Origin of the sequence: Bacteroides sp. ZJ-18 (assembly GCF_011038705.2) — a bacterium.
Lineage (GTDB): Bacteria > Bacteroidota > Bacteroidia > Bacteroidales > Bacteroidaceae > Bacteroides > Bacteroides hominis.
Map to the genome: position 1 here is coordinate 603884 of NZ_CP072198.1, position 20344 is coordinate 624227.

15 protein-coding genes and 1 pseudogene are annotated in these 20344 nt (G+C 37.2%); 1 reads left to right on the plus strand and 15 read right to left on the minus strand.

Features of this window, described 5'->3' with window-relative positions:
- Nucleotides 1–25: 25 nt before the first annotated feature.
- From G7Y45_RS02590 to G7Y45_RS02620, 7 genes are all read right to left on the minus strand, one after another.
- On the minus strand, nucleotides 26–652 hold the full coding sequence (locus G7Y45_RS02590) for a phosphorylcholine transferase LicD (RefSeq protein ID WP_005811675.1): 627 nt from the start codon (nucleotides 650–652) through the stop codon (nucleotides 26–28).
- Nucleotides 649–2454, minus strand: a complete 1806-nt coding sequence (locus tag G7Y45_RS02595) for an aminotransferase class I/II-fold pyridoxal phosphate-dependent enzyme (RefSeq protein ID WP_165016476.1) — start codon at nucleotides 2452–2454, stop codon at nucleotides 649–651. Before G7Y45_RS02595 ends, G7Y45_RS02590 begins: the two co-directional genes overlap by 4 nt.
- Before the next feature lie 107 nt (nucleotides 2455–2561).
- Nucleotides 2562–3797 (minus strand): TIGR04150 pseudo-rSAM protein, encoded by a 1236-nt coding sequence (locus G7Y45_RS02600; protein ID WP_165016479.1) that lies wholly within the window; start codon nucleotides 3795–3797, stop codon nucleotides 2562–2564.
- Nucleotides 3798–3812: 15 nt separating this feature from the next.
- Complete coding sequence (locus G7Y45_RS02605) at nucleotides 3813–5258, minus strand: radical SAM peptide maturase (protein WP_165016482.1); 1446 nt, start codon at nucleotides 5256–5258, stop codon at nucleotides 3813–3815.
- A gap of 5 nt (nucleotides 5259–5263) precedes the next feature.
- Entirely contained in the window at nucleotides 5264–6568 is a 1305-nt protein-coding gene (locus G7Y45_RS02610; RefSeq protein ID WP_165016571.1) for a 6-bladed beta-propeller, read from the minus strand.
- A gap of 168 nt (nucleotides 6569–6736) precedes the next feature.
- Nucleotides 6737–6952 (minus strand): TIGR04149 family rSAM-modified RiPP, encoded by a 216-nt coding sequence (locus tag G7Y45_RS02615; RefSeq protein ID WP_032585636.1) that lies wholly within the window; start codon nucleotides 6950–6952, stop codon nucleotides 6737–6739.
- A gap of 42 nt (nucleotides 6953–6994) precedes the next feature.
- A complete protein-coding gene (locus tag G7Y45_RS02620) occupies nucleotides 6995–8215 on the minus strand; it encodes a TIGR04157 family glycosyltransferase (protein WP_165016485.1) in 1221 nt (406 codons plus the stop codon).
- Between the two features lie 283 nt (nucleotides 8216–8498).
- On the opposite strand from G7Y45_RS02620, the gene G7Y45_RS02625 reads away from it, so the two are divergent.
- Nucleotides 8499–9848 (plus strand): glycosyltransferase family 8 protein, encoded by a 1350-nt coding sequence (locus G7Y45_RS02625; RefSeq protein WP_165016488.1) that lies wholly within the window; start codon nucleotides 8499–8501, stop codon nucleotides 9846–9848.
- Nucleotides 9849–9908: 60 nt separating this feature from the next.
- Here the strand turns inward: G7Y45_RS02625 and G7Y45_RS02630 are convergent, their stop codons facing one another.
- The 8 genes and pseudogenes from G7Y45_RS02630 to G7Y45_RS02665 all read right to left on the minus strand — a co-directional run bounded on the left by G7Y45_RS02630 (nucleotide 9909) and on the right by G7Y45_RS02665 (nucleotide 20337).
- On the minus strand, nucleotides 9909–11024 hold the full coding sequence (locus G7Y45_RS02630; protein ID WP_130071602.1) for a 6-bladed beta-propeller: 1116 nt from the start codon (nucleotides 11022–11024) through the stop codon (nucleotides 9909–9911).
- 21 nt (nucleotides 11025–11045) lie between these two features.
- Nucleotides 11046–12263: a hypothetical protein gene (locus tag G7Y45_RS02635; RefSeq protein ID WP_165016491.1), complete on the minus strand. Its 1218-nt coding sequence runs from the start codon at nucleotides 12261–12263 to the stop codon at nucleotides 11046–11048.
- A 57-nt stretch (nucleotides 12264–12320) separates the two neighbouring features.
- Entirely contained in the window at nucleotides 12321–13571 is a 1251-nt protein-coding gene (locus tag G7Y45_RS02640; RefSeq protein ID WP_165016573.1) for a 6-bladed beta-propeller, read from the minus strand.
- A 79-nt stretch (nucleotides 13572–13650) separates the two neighbouring features.
- Nucleotides 13651–14931 (minus strand): annotated as a pseudogene (locus G7Y45_RS02645) (6-bladed beta-propeller).
- Nucleotides 14932–14997: 66 nt separating this feature from the next.
- Nucleotides 14998–16308 (minus strand): 6-bladed beta-propeller, encoded by a 1311-nt coding sequence (locus G7Y45_RS02650; protein WP_165016494.1) that lies wholly within the window; start codon nucleotides 16306–16308, stop codon nucleotides 14998–15000.
- 163 nt (nucleotides 16309–16471) lie between these two features.
- On the minus strand, nucleotides 16472–16837 hold the full coding sequence (locus tag G7Y45_RS02655) for a LytTR family DNA-binding domain-containing protein (RefSeq protein ID WP_165016497.1): 366 nt from the start codon (nucleotides 16835–16837) through the stop codon (nucleotides 16472–16474).
- A 341-nt stretch (nucleotides 16838–17178) separates the two neighbouring features.
- Nucleotides 17179–18372 (minus strand): 6-bladed beta-propeller, encoded by a 1194-nt coding sequence (locus G7Y45_RS02660; RefSeq protein ID WP_165016500.1) that lies wholly within the window; start codon nucleotides 18370–18372, stop codon nucleotides 17179–17181.
- A gap of 828 nt (nucleotides 18373–19200) precedes the next feature.
- Nucleotides 19201–20337, minus strand: coding sequence for a DUF4221 family protein (locus G7Y45_RS02665; protein ID WP_165016503.1), 1137 nt, complete (start codon nucleotides 20335–20337; stop codon nucleotides 19201–19203).
- Nucleotides 20338–20344: the final 7 nt, after the last annotated feature.

A 20344-nucleotide genomic window follows, 5' to 3' on the forward strand; every position in this document is an offset into this window, starting at 1 on the left:
TTTATTGACGTAATCAATCATTTTATTACACCGACCAGGCAACCACTTCCGGAATTTGCCTTTCCTCCTCCGGGGGAAACGTTCTATAATCTCCATAACAACGGGTCAGATAAGCATCGTATCCTGACGGAACCGGAAACTCCGCTCCTTCAAATCGTGCAGTATCCAGATATTCCACCTCATCCAGCCGCAAATGAATACGGCTCTCACTCAAATTCCGCTCAAAACTGTTCGACAAAGCATTCTCATACTTACCATCCCAATCATAGATGAAAAGATCCAACTGTAATCCACCGAACTGCATCGGCTCGGCCGGAGTCTTTTTATCCGGAACATACCGGCTGTGCCGATCTCTCAACCGCGCCTCAACCAACCAGCTCCATGGAGCCATGGCCGGTTCTGTTTCCGGAGTCTGAAAGAAAATATCCTGAGGCAGTTCCGGCACACCTTTCTCCAGAAAGAGTGCATAATCACTCCTTAACATCCCCACATCCGTATCTGTATCCCAAGGAATAAACCCCTGATGCCGGATAGCTCCCAGCAGTGTACCATAATCGAGCCAATAATCAATATCGTGCTTCTTGCAGACAGTATCGAAAGACTGCAATAAATAAAGCATCCTCCGATGTGCCTCCTTTATATCTATATTCATAATTTATATTTTAATATTCCGGCCAAATACCGGTTTTCCTCTTTACTCCTGATAGCAATACGAATATACTGCTTTCCATACATTCCCCTCTTCAGGCTACAGTCTTTTACCAGAATATCATACTCTCTCAGCAAAACTTCCGCAAGCTCTCGGGCGTTGTACTTATGGGTCACTTCACATAAAAAGAAGTTTGCTTGTGAAGGAAATACCGCTAAATAGCCTACCTCCTGAAGTTCTTCAAAAAAGAGCGTTCTTTCCTCTCTAAAGCGGGCACATGCCTGCCGGTAGTCGATGGTGTATTTGTCCTGAATCTGTAAATAGTACTCCGCCAAAGAGTTTATATTCCAGACCGGAAGTTTCTGCTGTAATTCATCCATTAATTTATGGTCACCGGAAACAGCAATTCCCAATCGTAATCCGGGAATTCCATGTGACTTAGACAGGCTCTTTATCACCACCAGATGATTATACTCCTTCAGTATCTTGTCATCAATCAGAGAAGTTTCTTCTCCTCCCTCCGAGAAGTCAATAAAAGACTCATCCACAATCAGCCGTATCGAACGCTCCTGAGTCCATCCCGCTAATGAAATCAAATCCTCGTAAGGAATACTATTTCCGGAAGGGTTATCCGGATTCAGCAACAGTAATGAAGTCACTCCCTTATCCTCAAAAAATGTTTTCAGGTCACTTACGGTATAGCGATAACCTGGCCCCAACGGCAAGAAAGTCTCTATCCGGTCATCACGCACCAGATATTCTTCAAATGTAGGAAGAATCACCCCCATTCTACCGGAAAGCAACTCCATCAGCTTTCTTATCAACTCTGCCGCGCCATTCCCCACCGCGACAGCCTCCGCAGGAATGCTCCAGTGCTTCGCCACCAATCGCCTGTTTACATAACTCCCCGAAGGGTATTGCCTGAGCAGTTTATCAAAATTAGCCTTCAGTTCTTCCAGCATCCTTTCTGTCGGGAAATGTGGATTCACCAGATAAGCAAAATCAAACAAGAAAGGGAAGCGCCAATACCCTCCATAACGTTTCTGGTAACCGGGCAAAAGCCCTTCTTTCTTACCAAATAGCGTTTCGGCAATATCTAAATCCTGCATGTCGTCTATCTCATACCACTTTTCACCCTCAAGCGGCAAAGCCTTCAGCCCGGCTTTATCCAACAAAGACAAAACGGCCAGTATTTGTTCGTAATATGCACTATTATCAAAACATTTGCAATAGGCTTCCAGAAAAGGTACGTACTTACCTACAGAAAACTCCTTACTAAAACGATAGATATTCACCGTCTTAAAATAAGTAGGAGTTTTTTCGTACGAAAAAGTATGTTTAGATACAAAGTCCACAATAAACTGCTTTTCATCCACAGTCACCATAGTCCCGTCCATCCAACTCTTATAACGGTCTACTACTGCTACATCCGGATACGGTTCTTCGAGCACTCTTTCAAGTATTCTCTTCTCAAAAACAATATCCGATTCTAACAATAAAGTATCATCAGACGCTAAGTGGTGCCGTGCCAGAAACAGAGAATAAATATTATTGGTATATGCATAGTAAGGGTTTTCCAGATAATAAATAGGAATTCCGCAATATTCATTTCCCAGATACGCCCGTAGTTTGTCACCTTGAAAACCAATCACAAGCACAATCCTCGATAGTCCAGCGACTTCGAGGTTTGCCAGTAACCGATCTATGATCCGGATACCGTTCACCTCAATCATACACTTAGTGTCGTACCGGGTCAATTCTCCCAGACGCCTGCCCATTCCTGCTGCCAATATAATAGCCTGCATATCTGCCCCCTTTCAGCTCCCTAATTCAATATTTATTAATTCAATAGCTGGGAAAACATAGATTATAAAATCAAACTTACGACATACATAGATCTATTACTCTATGATTACTCAAATTTTACCTTACAAAGATTATATCTGCCAATAACCAACTCATAGTTCGAAATTGAGGGGCATAGGCTCTTATTGATACATTGGTTACACGGCTTTTCATTACTACGCACCTTTAACCACGCATTTCCTTCTGTCAATTCTTTATAAACAAGTTCTTTTAGCGATGAATTCTGTATATTTCCAAGTGCCGAATAGTTTACATTCGCATACACCTCGCCCGACGGGAATATAGTCAATTTACCGAAAAAAATATCATTCAATGCCTTATGCCTGAATATTGTTTTCCTATCAATCGGAACGGCAAGTATATCCTGCAAATCAGTGAAAACAAAATCCTGAAAAAAAGATAAGTTATTTCCCGAATAAAAAGGACAGACCTGAATAAGTGCTTCTTCCGGGAAATTCCAGCTATCCAAACATTCCATATCCGAATATTCAGAAACAATTAAATTCCATTTGACAGTATCACATGAATAGCGTCGCATACTTTCAATTATCCGTTCATCTACCTCTGTCAAATGGACCTGTACTTCCAGAATTAAATTCGTTTGCTGCATAAGCTCAATGTATTCATCAGACAGAAAACTAAAATCCAAGTAGAGATGCTTTTTAAAACCAGATTCTGCGAAATCCGATAGAAGTTGACGCACATAGCTGTTCTCAAGTGGATCTCCTCCCCCCGACAAATTCACACGCTGAATACCACAGGTATGAAACTGATGCAGCAAACGAGTATAATCAGTCTGATTCAATATCCCCTCACGACAAATTGTACAATGGTTGAACTGCTTACAATAAGAAGTACATGCTGTACAGTTACGGCTACAGGAAGCTGGCAAATAGACCGTTACCTCATGAAGGTTCTGCAAAATTCGCTCTCCTAATGAAGTTTTCTCTTTTTCCTGTTTTATACGGATATCCGTATTTAAAAACAAGTCGGGTTTGAACAAATAAGGCTTAGGCCGTTCCGAATCATATTCCACACAGTCACCTGCAAAAGATTCTCTGACAGTATTTACAAAGTCTTTTACCACCCCGTTTTCTAAGTCCTTTCCAGCAAGCACAGCTCCATAACCATTGCCCGCATTTTCCCATTGCTCTAAGATTTGTTCCACTACAGCATCGTTGGGACAGACCAAATATGCTGAATTAAGTGTGTTGTAAATCACTGTTTTGTGTTCATTGCGGAACATGAAGGTGTAAGGCTCCAAATAAAACCAATAGTTCATAATGTTTGAATAATGTTAGGCAACAATAATAGATGATAGTAGTCTCTCGTAATCACCCGGATTATTTTCTGCATAAGTTAAAAATGCAGAAAAGTTCTCTCGCAATTTAGCATCTGTTTCAATGCCCGGACATATCAACTGTCCATTCTTCTCTTTCAATAAAAAGAGGCACTGTCCGCAGCTTTTCTTCAGATTACAGTGAACGCAACTTTTTATTATCTTCTTATACAAAGAACTATAATACTTAGCAACTGCAGAACAATCTAAGTATAGTTTCCCATCCGACAATCGGGCTATAGCACATTCTTGCCCAATTCTTTCACAAGGCAAAATTTTTCCATTAACCGTCAGAAACAGTTTCCGCTCAAAAGGTCGGCAAGTTCCCGTTGGAACATACTTCCCGTTCCGATCCGAATCAAATAAATCCACATAATCGGAATATCGGTTTCCACCATAATTCATAATCATGAAATGATAAGCAAGCGAAGCATCATCTTCCATCTCAAAATCGTCTTTGATATCAGGGTCATGAGTCAGTGCAGTCTTAAAACTCTCTGTTTTATCATTAAACATTCGAACAAACTCTTCCACTCTTTCTGGTATAATGCCGCTCGTATTCAATTCCGAAACGCGAGGTTTTTTTCCAAATAGCCCGTAGATTGACTTATAACATTCCTCTACTGAATTTCGATCATGCAATACGGCATTGAAACGAACATTTTTCTCAAAAAACTCAGGATAGGTATCTTTCAGCTTCTGTATATTCCCGGCCACACGAGCAAAAGAAGATTTTCCATGTTTATCCACCCGATAGCCAGACTGATATTCATCTCCATCCAAACTGATTAAAAGAGTAAAATCCTTTTCGACCAAATAATCCATACATCGATCTAGCAGCATCGCATTCGTAGTCATATTGTAATCAAACTTCAAATTAGCTATATGCAAACCCTCCACATAAGTAATTGTCTCCTGTATCAATTTCATATTCAGTAGAGGTTCTCCACCATAAAACCCAATAGTAACTGTGTTGTTATGGGATATATTATAATCAGATCGCCATAAATTAGCCAGATAATCTATCAACACTTTGACATTATCAAAAGTCTGATTACGAGTTTCCCGTCGATCATAATTAGAATAAAACTCACCATAACCACAATATTTGCATTTAAGATTACATTTATCCGTAACCTCTATCAACAATTGCCGTAAACAAGCCATGTTTTGTTTGACTAAATCCTCTGTATACTCGGTTTGAAAACAAACTTCATCCTTATCAAAAAAATGATGATCCTGAAGAAATTTGAGTTTACGCATATAATAGTCATCCACGTCCGCTACATCATAATCATTCTGGTTCATTACTATTCTCAACTTTTCAGGCACATACAAAAAATAACGCATGGCATCTGAATACATATACCAATGCTTATGTTCGGTTGTAATTGAAGTTTCCATTTTTTCTATTTTAAGGTTGCAATCAATAAAATTGGATTACTATCTTCTGTTACATTTTCCAAAACTTGGATTAGCTCCTTTTTCTTGGATTCATCTATTACAGTAGATGATTTTATTTGGTCTATATCAATCCAATTTTCATTATCACTAGAATCTAATATATCTATCCAGTATTTACCGGAAGAACGGCTGTCAACAGTAAAATCACCTCCACCTAAATCATTATCTAACACAAAATCACGTTTCATTTGGCGCAAAGGAAAGCTAAACCAGGGCACATCACGCTCGGTTATTGCGCTTTGTCGCTTCTGCAATCTAACACTTCCATCTTTTTTATTATAGCAATAGGTATATACCTCCTCGCCTTTACTACCAATCAGATAAACAAAATCCTTAGTCGGATAATAAGAAAAAATGGAAAAATAATCGAAAGATTTTCTGTCTTTAAACCATAAATGAGTAGCTTCATAATCCCCTTTTTCTTCATCTGTAAAGATTGCATATTGAGGCAAAAGTTGGTTTGTCGCATCATCATAACAATAAATAGTATCAGTATCCGGATATTTAAGGGTCAATTGGGCATTATAAGTATCCATACTGGTTAGATATTCCCTCCAATAATTAACCATGCGGTCCATATTGGCACGGTTGGCTATAATCTGTTCTTCTCTACCTGCATGTGCCGGATTTTTAAAATATTTCTTTTTTTGAAAGTCGTCTCCCAAAGAAACGAATGACCACAATGAATCTTTATCTATCGGCCTATACAATGCAAAATTTTGAGTAGCAAAGAATTTTTGATTATTCAAGATATATTGATCATACACAGAAGAAAACAATTGCAAAATTATTTGAATATCAACAATCTTTCTTTTAAAGTTTCCTTCAAAATCGTATGCTAAAACACCGTTAGTATTGGCTATAATATACACTTCTTTTTTATCTTCATCGACAAGAAAAGTTGAATAAGTGGTATATTCACCCGGACCCTGACCGATGCTACCTATTTTATTAAGAAATTTTCCTGAACGGGAAAAACGATAAATATAGAATTCGCGTCCATGATCTATCCATATATTATGATCAGTTACTTGTATTCGTCTTATTTCACCTAACATAGATTGATCTGTCATTTCCAAAGGAACAATTTCTAATTTTTCAGCAGATTCACTCAGCAAAAGTGAAGGTACAGTCGATACATCCTCAGAAAGATTAATCACAGGTACTCCTGACTTGGATATAGGCTCTTGCTTCTTATTGGAACTGCACCCCAATAGCGTAATAGTTAGTAATAACAATATACATTTCATCATAACTTATCTATTCAGAGGATATATTTTTTCGTTATAGGAACCTGCTCCATAAATTACAAATATCAAATCGCTTTGATAATAAAGCCAACTAAATCTATAATTATAAAGCAAGTTCCTAAACGTTTTTGAATTTATTATTCAAACAGATATGGAATAAACGCTTATTTAAAAGTGACCATTCGCTGTACCGCCACCACCATCAGCAGGATATAAACCACTCACACCACCCAGAATGTTAGCATCGTAGTTATCCTTAAGAGTAGCACTCCCCCTGTCATGACAGATACAACAGTTGCTCCCCCCTAAAAGACGATTTAATTCTCTTTCACTAAGTTCAACTTTATTAAGCTGCCCCAGTTTGATTTCACTTAACTTTCTCATGATTAGATAAAATTAATTGTAAATACTAATATTGATAAACTCTCAAGCCATAAAAATGGCCTTATAATGTTCTGCCATCTCCGAAAAATTGTACTTCTCCTTCAGAATACGACGTGCATTATTTTTTATTTTTCTTTGTTCTGCCGAATTACTCAATAACTTTAAGGTGCAATCCACCAAATTCTGTACAAACTCTTTTGGATTTCTCCTGTCCCCAATAGGAGCAACGTAAGCATTCAACCCATCTGGAAACATACGCTTCACCCCAAAACCATCGGATGCAATTATCGGAAGTCCATAGCTCATCATCTCCAGACCTACATAGCAGCATTGCTCTGCATATGAAGGTATTACCCCAATGTCAGCCATCCGATACCAATAGGATAGAAGTTCCTTGTCCAGCCTCCCGGTCAATGTCACTTTCGATACAGCCTCGCCTGCTGCTGCTAATAAATCCGGCGCATTACACAGATCTCCAATAACAACTAAACGGCAATTAGAATCATATTTCAAGACATTCTTAAAAGCCTCCAAATAAGCAAACATGCCCTTAGATTTGCAGATACGCCCTACCATTACGATTAACTTTTCATCAGGATTCAAATAATATTTTTGTTTCCATTTTCGCTTCGTCATTTCTGAAAAAGACTTTCTTATCGTTCTCATACCATGAGAGATTAATGCAATCTTTTCTTTAGGAACCTGATAACATTCGTACAAGATATCATAGGTATCTTCTGACAGGCAAACCACCCGGTCAGCCATTTGACATTGTTCTGCTTCACGTCGATATAATTCTATTATCCCCTCATAACAGAAAGAAATCTTTTCTTTCGTCTTAGATATCAATTTCCTGAATAATGTAACATCACCCAGCAATGGAGTAGTCCAACTAAATTCATGTATAACACAAATTTGTTTCGACAGTGAAAAATAGTTGCGTGTCATGCGCATCAACTTATCACAAGGAACATAGTTAAATAGGAAAAAAGTATTATCTGAATCTGGAATATATTGTTTCAGCAATGAACAAATCTCTTCACATTCTTCGAAGGGATTGACACAAAATGTTTTAGGGAATAGAAAATATTCTAACTCCCCACGCATACAGATACTAAATTCCTCTACATTAGTGCGAAACATAATCATGCAGATATGCGTATCTTTCCATTGCGTAGCACATTGTGCAAAATCCTTTAAGAAGGTCCCCACTCCACTTCCGGATGATATAGAATAATCATCGTATATGCACACCGTCTTCATAACTCTTGCTCTAAAAGTTTAAAACAATGAACCTCTAATGATTTCCTACACTCTGAATATTGAGCTATTTGTTGTAGTTGTGAATCCATATCTTTATTAGATTTGTTTGCAAGGTATGTCCACCTTACTTCATATCCAAATATTATCAGAAAAAATGTACCGAACGTAGCCTTTTTTTATACCGAACGTCATATACCTATAGAAATAATCCTTATAAACAGAAATATATCTAAAAAACTGATACCTTTGCCTCTGACAAATAATCCTTTTTAACCACACAAGCATGAAAACCACAATACCAATCTTCTTTGCAATCAATGAAGAATACATTGACCATTGCTGTACCTCTATAGTATCTATTCTTGAGAATAATAGATCTTTGAATATAAGCATACACATTCTGACAGATTATATTTCGTTAGAAAGCAAAGAGCTCCTTCAGGAAATAGAAAATGTATTTACCTGTGTAACGATCCAATGGGAGATAATAGATTCAGAATCATTCAAGCAACTCAAGAAAAAAGAAGGATACATCACCGAACACGCTCTTTATCGTTATGCCATCGCAGATCTTTTTCCCAATCTGGATAAAGCCCTGTACTTGGATGCAGATTTAGTAATCAATGGCAGCATAGAGCCATTGTGGGAACTGGATTTGGAAGGTTATTATTGCGCAGGAGTGGATGATATATTTATAAGACGAATCAATTATAGAAAGATACTGGAACTAACGGAAAAGGATGTATACATCAATGCAGGCGTACTGCTGTTGAATCTGAAAGACCTTAGAAAAGATAAAATACAGGAAAAGCTATTGCAACACACATCAATCTATATAAACCGGGATCAATATCAGGATCAAGATGCGATTAACTGTATATGTAAAGGCAAAATAAAGCTGATTCCCAATATCTATAATTTCACTACCAGTGAAACTTTGCATACCCCTGAAATGTTATCCGGCATCATCATCATTCATTATACCGGAAGTATAAAGCCATGGCATCAAGAGTACCCTTGGCAAGTATTAAAAGAGCTATATTGCAAATACAATAGTTCTATGAACAAAATCAAAGATCGACTTTTATCAAGGTGGATGGAACGAACGATTGAGCTTTTTCAATTAAGCCAAAAAACGAACGATACAGAATTAGAAGAGGGGGCAGATAAATTACTGAACAAGATAATAGACCACTGCTCTCTGGCTGTTCCTATCACTTACGAGAATGGGTTATGTGGCATTGGAGCGGGAATCGAATATTTACTGCAAAAGAAACTGGTCGAAGGCAATAGTGATGAAATACTACATCAAATAGACTCCGCTGTATATTCAGTCATTGAACAAAAGTCTTTGACTGACCTCGGATTAAGAAAGGGAGTTTCGGGCTTAGCTTACTATTTCTATTTACGTCTATGTGCAAGAGAAAACTTCAACACTCCCACAGCCTTAAAAATAAAAGAATATCTCTTTCACCTGATAAATTGGATAGCAGAGTTGCTTCCGGATACAAATAATCGGCTTGTATTATGCGAAGTTTACCTGGTTCTTAGCCTGTTACACGAACTAAATATCCCTCAAACACCAATAGAGACATTAATGCGCAATAGCCTGTCCCAAATAACAGGCTATTAGTTCCACAGCTACTAATACTTATATAAAAATCAGAAATCTATCAGTGTCAGGCCATATTCATTATTTCAGCTTCACTACAATCAACGCAGGATTCAATTCTTCTTTTAAAGGTTGAGTTCTGACAGAAATCAAATAATTGCCATCTTGGGAAATATACTCCGGGAAAAAAGTATCACCCTCCAGATAAGGAGGAAGCTTACCTGTAGGTTCACCAAAATAATCCATCTCTTTTTTTGATAATTTTAGTTCGAAAAGATCCGCCTGATGATTTGCCTTATCATAGAATGCAGTTAAGTAATATTGCTTCTTCTGATCTATGTCTACTGTAATAGCCCCTAAGACTAATCCATTAGCAGTCATACTGAACAAAGGAACGTATGGCATGTGCAAAAACAATTCTTCGTCCGGATTTTCCAAAGAGTAGCGCAATCTATCGTTAGATCTCAGCTTTCCCCAGTCGATTATATATTCGGGAGAAAGAGAATGCTTTACCGTATCCACAGAGAAAATAGTGTCATTAAGCAACTGCTTAAAGTACAACTTATCATATAAAGATGAAAATTGGGCTTCACGAGGGAAGAAACAAACTTTTTTTGCCTGATAGTTTTGTTGATATGGAATAGCCCCCCTCTTTTCATCCCGTCGATAAAACACAAGACGTTCTTTTTCATCTCCTCCACTCTGAGCTTTAAAGCCTATAAAGTTCTTGTCCGACATTGGATAAATGGCAGAAAACATGTCTGGAAGTGCCTGATAAGATTCAATAAACTTCCCATTCAAGGAGTAAACATTAACTTTATTATTTAAGTCTGTAATCAAAACACGATTGTTTATATAAAGCAAATTCATCAACATTGTATATTCCTCCGGACCACTTCCTTTCTGAGCTATATCACAAACAAATTTTCCGGAATGAGAAAAAAGAGAGCACTTCTTACCATATCCTATGATAAAATACTGATCGGTCATTATTAACTGGCTCACGTATGGAATCAGTAACGAATCATTCGTCTCTAATTGTACAACCTCTACACTTTCCGCAATATCATATACAGATTTCTCCACCGGATTTTCGATAGCATCGGCTAAGTCTATTACAGGATAAAGACTATTTTCTTTCTTACTACACGAGTAAAAGAGAAATGTACTTAAACAAAAAAATAAAAGTGATTTCATAATACCGAGAACTTTAAATGATTAATAATGATAATATATCAAAATGGGATTATCTCCAGGTTTATTACTCCTTAATGTTTCATCACTATTTGCATCGATATACCCCGACTTTCGCAATTGCTCTATTTCGCCAGAATTAATACTCGAAACATATACCCTTTGAAGAGGAAACGAATACTGGAAACGGATTGGGATATCACCATTCAAATGATTTACATAGCCTCCTGAAATACCATTAGGAGGATAATTGACTCCTTGAAGAACCTTATTTTTTTTATCATATCGCATAAAACATAAAGTCGGGCACGGATGTGGAGCCTTTGGATGATAACAACATAAATAGAGACTGGAGTCTGTTTCTATGGCCAAAGAGTTGCCGCTGACCCCAATTCCTTGAACATGATCTATTTTATCGCGTGTATTACCATTAAACAAACGATACACCGGAAAAATAGAATCGACAGTTACCTTATACAAAGTGGTATAAGGCTGAACAATTGGGCTGCCACTTCCCCCATTATTCCAAACCAACATACTCCCATCTGATTGATAAGTGAAACTATAATAGCTAACCTTACACAAACCCAAAGTGTCAGACGGAACAAAATAATTCAACTGATGTACCATTTCCCCCTTTTCTGAAAATACGGCTCCGCCAAAATAATTCTTATCAGTCAATGGCATACACCATGGTGAAAAAGCAGCCAGGAATTTTTCATTCAGTCGATGTACATATTGAGAATGATATGGCATATTATACAATTCAGCAATATTTCCTTGATAGTTACCATCATAATCATAGACTTCTGTAGTGCCCTCTGAACCGCCTTCCTGATTCAGATAAAGCAATTCCTTGAATTCATCAACTCCAATCCATAATTTTAAAGACGAATAATCGTTGGATATAATCTTCTTTATAAGCTTTCCTTTCCTATCGTATTTAAAAACTCCCGCATCACTACCGGCCAATACGAAAATATAATCTTTAGTTACCGCCATACTGAGTATACTGGCACGAACCGGCAATTTCACAAAATTATCCAACTGGACATACGAAATGCTATCTACCAATTCCTTCACTGAGATGGAGTCCTCTCTATCTAAAACACTGGTCATCTCAACAATCGGACAATCAGATGGCACCTGAGCTAACAAGTCTATTTTCTCTGAATGAGAAGAAGAGCAACCGATCAGATGCACCAATATACCCAAATACAAGGCCAATCGAACTTTATTCATACCAATTTATATTTAAAACAACAATCCAACATTCTATATTTCGATAGACAGACAAAGCTATTTTTTCAAATGAGCTATTATAAGAACCGGATTATCATCTTCTCGCACGCGCTGCATCAGGTTCAGTATTTGCGGAGCCACAGCCCGTCCGGCAGACTGTTCCTCTTCTATAAATTCTTTCAACTTATAAGGCCATACAGTGGCTAAAAGCTTTTCATTACACGCTCCCCAAGAAGGAGAGAAGGTCTTCATACCACCCAGATCATCTACAAATTGCTTCACGGCAAACGTCTCACCCGTACGTTTATTGTAAATGGCTGTTAATGGAGGAGTCTCAGGCAGTTTACGCAGCTCCCTGAATGGCATGCATTCATAGACAGATAAAAACACAAAACGCTCTGTTTCAAAAACACCGGATACTATATATTTGTGATCCAGCATTTTAATCATTTTTGCGTTTTCCAAATTGCCCGATTCCCAACATTTAAAAGCATCAGACAACAATCCATCCTCATATAGATACTGGGTAGGAAACCGTAATTCTTCATCCAACTCCACCACCCAGCGAGGCATCAGGGAAGTGGGGGTAACAGTAAAAACTGTATCCGTATAAAAATTATAAAATAAGGTCGTATCTTTATAGTAACTCGTGTACTTAAAACGAGGATCTCCGCCACTTATGGACGGAGCGCCCCCTTTCCTGCCCCACGGCATCATACTGCGTTTGGCTACAAACTCGTAATCCGTATTTATGAAATAAACCGTATCCGGAAAATTATAAAACATCAGGTTTTCTCCTGCCGGAGCAAAGCAGACTTTATTAACCATACGCCCAACCGGCGCAGTGTCCATTGTTTTCTGGGCATACCAGCTTAGCTCTTTCCCCGTACACTTCCCCCGGTCATCATATTCTATTATTTTAGAGGCATTCCCATAGAAATGATTATTCAAATATACTATTTCGGCCACATGCGCATAGATATCTTCACAAGCCCCTTGACCCTGGCTCCCAATACGGAACAAGAACTGCCCATTCCAATCAAAACAATAGTTTGAATAAAATATGTATTGGAGGGAAAAGGTCAAAAGCTGATAATTACCTAACATACAATTCGGATTCGTTTCCAAAGGAATATAACTGACACTATCCACCAGCTCCGAAAGCATCATTTCCTCTCGAACATTCTTTATCGCAGTTGACAAATGAATAATATTATCCCGAACAACAGGATTAGGATCCACTGTTTTTCTGTTACTACAAGCCGTGAAGCCCAATATCATAGCACCCAGTATCAATATCATTCGCATAGCTTTGTCCATCATTAAATTAGAAGTAAAAATACATAATATTTTTCACACAAGACCCAATAACAAACTCTATATTCAGCTATTTCTTTAAATGAGCAATTACAAGAATCGGATTTTGCTCATCATCCAGTGAATCAGCAAGTGCAATAAGACGATCACTCACGGCTTCTCCTTTTGCTTTCTTCTCTTGAATATATTCTTTCAGTTCAAACGGCCAGACAGAAGAAACCATTGCATTATTACAAATGCCATATCGTGGAAAAAATGTCATTTCATTATCAATATCATCTATCAGGCCATCTCCGGCTATGGCTACAGTCTCCCCTGTCCTCTTGTCATAAAGAGCTATATGTGATTCATTATATCCTCTCCAGGCCGAAGAAAAAGCCTTTAGATTCAACCACCATAAAAACAAATACCGTTCTCCCTCACTGACATGATATACCCACTTTTTATTATCAATTAATTGAGCTAATTCACTATTCTGTGCTTTCTCTTTCATTGTTTCCACATTTCCTTTTGACGAAGAGACTATTTTAACATACTCATCTAAATACAATTTCTTATAATCATTCAAAAAGTACCGATTATCCGCCTTTGAACCTTTAAACTCAAGAGTCCACCGCTTTTGGAGCCCTGTATCCGTTACTGTATAAATAGCATCTGTAAAACAGTTATAGAAAATTGTCGTATCTCCATAATCAGAAAAAGTATAAGGCATTCCTCCACCAACTCCCGGAGGGGTGAGAAATAGGCTATCCGGAATTATTCTATCGCCATGTCGAACGTTTAATTCGGCATCCATCCAAAAGATAGAATCAGGATAATTTACAATCAGATAGTCCTTTCCAGACTTTACCATAGTATATACATTTTTTAATCCAGAAGCTATTTTTCCCTCAATACCTTTATCACGATATGCAATCCTAATCTCCTTTCCTGTAAATTTTCCTTTTGAATCAAACTGGATAATCTTATCTCCTTGGGTATAGAAAAGGTCGCGATCACGATCATAAAAAACACTATATCCAAAACCACTTTCTTCACCTGGTCCTTGTCCTAATGCACCAATATTTGCGACAAATCGTCCCCCTTCATCAAATAGGCTACCCGGATAAACAACCCAATAGGGCTTTACATAAGAAATAAGCATCTTATTTTTTACATAACTTTTTGTTGTCTCTAAAGGAACATAAGTTATACTATCAACAAAAGCTGAAAGTTTCATTGGAACAGGATGCTCCATTGCATCGCCAATGCGAATGATACGATCCACAACCTTAACTAGCTCTTACTTGGCACCTCCTGAAATACAGGAGGTAAGCAGGAAAATGAATAAAAATAAAAAGATCTGCTTCATTTACACGACCCATTTAATGAATAAGAAGGTGAATACGAGTATTCCAACTTCTCAATAATAATTCTTCTATTTTAAAGTTGCAATCATCAAAATCGGATTGCTATCCTCAGTCACACTTTCCAGAGCTTGGATTAGCTCCTTTTTCTTGGACTCATCTATTACAGTAGATGATTTTATTTGGTCTATATCAATCCAGTTTTCATCACCACCGGGTTCTAATATATCTATCCAGTATTTACCGGAAGAACGGCTGTCAACAGTAAAATCACCTCCACCTAAATCATTATCTAACACAAAATCACGTTTCATTTGGCGCAAAGGAAAGCTGAACCAGGGCACATCACGCTCGGTTATTGCGCTTTGTCGCTTCTGCAATCTAACACTTCCATCTTTTTTATTATAGCAATAGGTATATACCTCCTCGCCTTTACTACCCACCAAATAAATGAAATCTTTAGTCGGATAGTAGGACTTGATCGAAAAATAATCGAAAGCCTTTCTGTCTTTAAACCATAAATGAGTCGCTTCATAATCCCCTTTTTCTTCATCTGTAAAGATTGCATATTGAGGCAAAAGTTGGTTTGTCGCATCATCATAACAATAAATAGTATCGGTATCCGGATATTTGAGGGTCAATTGACCATTGTAAGTATCCACACTGGTTAGATACTCCATCCAATAATTAACCATCCGATCCATATTGGCACGGTTGGCTATAATCTGTTCTTCTTTACCTACATGTGCCGGATTTTTAAAATATTTCTTTTTTTGAAAGTCGTCGCCCAAAGAAACGAATGACCACAATGAATCTTTATCTATCGGCCTATACAATCCGAAATTTTGAGTAGCAAAGAATTTTTGATTATTCAAGATATATTGATCATACGGAGATGCAAACAACTGCAAAATCATTTGAATGTCAACAATCTTTCTTTTAAAGTTTCCTTCAAAATCGTATGCTAAAACGCCGTTAGTATTGGCTATAATATACACTTCTTTTTTATCTTCATCGACAAGAAAAGTTGAATAATTGGTATATTCACCCGGACCCTGTCCGATACTACCTATTTTATTAAGAAATTTTCCTGAACGGGAAAAACGATAAATGTAGAATTCGCGTCCATGATCTATCCATATATTATGATCAGTTACTTGCATTTCCGTAATGTCACTCAATACAGATTCATCTGTCATTTCCAAAGGAACGATTTCCAATTTCTCCGCCACCTCACTCAAAAGAAGTGAAGGTACAGTCGATACATCCTCAGAAAGATTAATAACAGGTATTCCTGACTTGGATATAGGTTCTTGCTTCTTATTGGAACTGCATCCCAATAATACAAATACACCGATCAATAATAAGAACATGTGTTTCATAGCCACAATCGAATTAAGATTTATTGTTTGTGCATAAGGATCCCACTTGCCCCATATCAGAAACGAGTATCTCCCTGCATGATACTTTCACGGCTACAATATACTACATTTTCGTAGTATATAAAACTTTTTGGCATTTTTCTTCTATATATTCTTCTAAAGACTAAACTTGGATCGTGTCATTTTTTGCCATAAGGGTCCTTTTGAGTATAGCCACTTTACGAGTGCTAATCCTATATATTTTATTATTATCCATCTTTACATGATATACTCCATCCAGACATACAAGATCTGTAACATGTTCTATATTTACTATTATTCCCCTATTTATCAGAAGAAAATTTGCAGGCAATTTTTCCAGAACATCATGCAAGCTTATCAAAAACAGAATACTACCTCTTCCTTCTATTTGTATCATACAATAAGGCTTGCCATATTCCACGGCGATCAAATCCTGATACAAACAATCCCCATACGATTTCTTATATGAAAACGTTATCTGACCTTCTCCAAACTCGATTTTATCCATGACTAACCGTTTTAAATTATATAACTCAAAAGAGGCCTCCCTCCTTGGTTCAAAGTTAAATCATGGTAAACAAATTCGCAAGTTATAGACCCGGACAAATAAATCAAAAAAACTGGCCACAAACACCTGTATATAAACACAATACACATAATCCATTATAAAATACCCGGACAATGGCAAATCGTTCATGTCGGTTAAAATGCATTTCTCAGTGCTATATCAGTCTCTATCTACTAAAATCCTCACAAAGAATTATCAATTTTCCATTCAAATTACTGCCCCCAATAAACAATATCTGATGATGCATGTCTATTCCTCAAATTCTATAATTAATCAGCTTATTACTCCAGAATAACCACTACGGGATTGTCTTCTTCTTTACAATCCGTTTTCTTTTTTACCTCATCACACAATTCATCAGGTTGCAGAAGAGCTACAAAGCAACCATCAGAACTCACTCCTCTAATCCTGAAAGATTGACTACTAACTGTATCCAAAAGTTTATCTCCATGCATCAACACAACTTTATGATCAGCTTTATAATATAATCCACAAAAAGCCTGCCTGCTTTTTGTATAGAATCCTGTATGAAAATGAAAATAAATGTATTTCTCATTTTCCAAAATATAATCAAACATCATTTTCTTTTCACATCCATCTTCCTCTAACCGGTCTTGATATCGCCAATGCCAATCTCCCAGTTCAAAAATTAAATAGGGTTCAATTCCATTATCGGATAATGTATAAATTGTATCATTAAATGCTTGCTTTAACCTAATATCGTCTCCAAACCGCCATAAAGAAGGACTATTAATGGCTGTGTAATACTTCCCACCATTTGTAAATGAAGCCATTGTCAAATCACCACCATAAGATGCATAATCCCCTAAAAGCTCTGATACAGACTGCAAATCATCCATAGGAAGTAAATCTACCGGCAAGCCTGTTATATCTTTAATATGGTTAGAGTCTTTGTCTATACAAAATAAGGGAGATGTCTGATTGGAAGTATAGAGTTTATTGTGCCCCCATAGTTTGCCATGCTCAATGCATAAATAACTTTGCTGCAAATTATAACGGATATTATTCTCTATTCCAATTCTATCTTTATAATTTCCTGATAAGTCATAAGATATTAAATCATTAGCCCAACCTAAAATATATATTATGTTTTGGTCATAATCAACCCAATAGTTTACTTTTCCCCAAGAGTCTTTAGCATATCCATGTGGGTCTGCTCCGACATGACCTATATCTCGAATAAATTTACCAGTAAATCGATCAAAGAGCTTCAGACATTGATTTACAGAAGATACAAGTATAAAATGATCAAGAACACATACATCGGGCATTTGCCCCACAAGAGTACTATCATTTGTTTCCAATACTACATATTTCACATCAGAAGATATTGTTTGTGCCGATATTTTCCCCAAAGAATTCATTGCTGCACACACATTTATCTTATTATCCAATTCATCCCCCTTCGCACAGGAACATAAAACACAAATAAAAACAACATATAATATTTTCATACATAATTCATTTTTAATACGTCAGTTATATCATAATCTTTCCTAAGGTAATAACAGCATTCCTTGAAATGACGACAAAAGTTGCTCGATATTCCTCAATAAGGCAAAAATAGTTCTGCATAAAAGGAGCAAAAGATTCAAAAGAAGTATCAGATTTCATGTATGCAAAATTTTAAACTACTATCAGTCTTAAATTGCACATCTTCTGTTTATCTACTATATTTAAGGTTTGAAATTCATTTTTCAAAGATAAAAATTACATTTCATCAAGACAAATTTTAGTACAAGAACCTGCACATATCAAATTAAATATCAGCCACATCAAGCACACACCGCAATAAATAAGCTGTAATCAATTAAGTATCAAACGAATCATTTACAAGGAAGCAAACCTATTTTATTCGTTTCATAAACCATTATTAATAAGAACATTTACATTACAAACGGTATCTTTACCTAAGCCCGCATACCCGGGCTCCTCAGCCTACATACCCGGGCTCATCAGCCCGCATACCCGGGCCCATTAGCCCCCACACCCGGACTCAGATAAAGAAACAACCATTTCCACTAAAGATAGCAAGGAATACGAAATGCTTTTAAAGACTTAAACAGTTAAAAAACAAACATTATCTATATATCAAGTCATTAAAACGAATAGTCCTCCTAAAAAAGAGGGGGGAAGATGGAAGATAGAGGTGGAAGATAAATGGCCTTAAAACGCTATCTTCCACCCTATTAAACTACAGATAATCAATCGGTAATCTCAAAAAAGGTGGAAGATGGAAGATCGAAATGCACTTTTCATATGAGAGGAGAAAATGGAAAGCCTTAATACTCCAATCCATAGAAGCACATATTGTTTTCACCTATCTTATCTCCTCCCGTATAAGGCAATAAAACCAATGAATCCGTAAAAGCCAGATCCGGATAAATTTTTGAACCGGCAGGAATCACGTACTCTGCACTATTCATCAGGTCAGTAGATATACACATGACAGAAAAAGGCTTGCCTGCTACTCCATGCCCATCCAATGGTCCCTGCTGAACTCGCCAGAATACGTCATGGTACGCATCATAGCACAATGGGAAATAATAACCGGTTTTCAGACATCCGAAACCGGGTTCCTCTTCGTTCATATCCGGTAAACGGAAAAAAGAATCTGTAAAGGTAGAAGGGAAATCATATTCTTTACTCTTCTTTGCCGACAAATCGTAAACATAAACTTTGGAAGATGCCGGAAAATTATAAATCAGCCAGTCTCCGTGAGGAAGTACATTGATGCAACTCAATAATTGCATGTCTCCCTCCTTCTTTATGATATCAGGACAATCTATTTCCACTTCATTCCGTATAGTCCAATCATCACACGAAATGACCAATACTTTCTTAGGATATTCTCCTGTAGCATCTTTCTCATAAGAATAAAGAGGTAATGCCACTACCCCCTTACTGGCATCAAATCCAAAGAAACTATACACACTAAAATAAATAGAAAGACCGGGTACGGCTATGCCATATCCATCTTCCTTAACCTGAGGCAAATCATTCAGCAGTTTCTTAGACAATACTTTCCCGTCCTGACCAACGCGATACAAACCATTGGTAGTAAATATAATAAATGAATCCTTATAATAGCCAATCCCTTTGGGAGTAAGGATCTGGTCCGGCCCCTCCTTAGCCAAAATTACTTGCCGCAAAGGTTGACGATCCGTCAGATTTAAAATATCAACAGAGTGAAGTTTACCATTATAGACTACTAAACACTGTTTACCATCAATACGGGCTGATGTGGAATAACAAAAACTACCGGCGTAGCTCTGTAGATAATCGTCATTTACATCAAAAGCAAAAGCTTCCACCCTCTCAAGCGCGGACTTTACGGTTATTTTTTTCTCTCCACAAGCAATAAAACAAAGGATCAGCCCTAAAGTTAACACACTGATAAAAAAGTCTTTCTGCATCATATCGTTC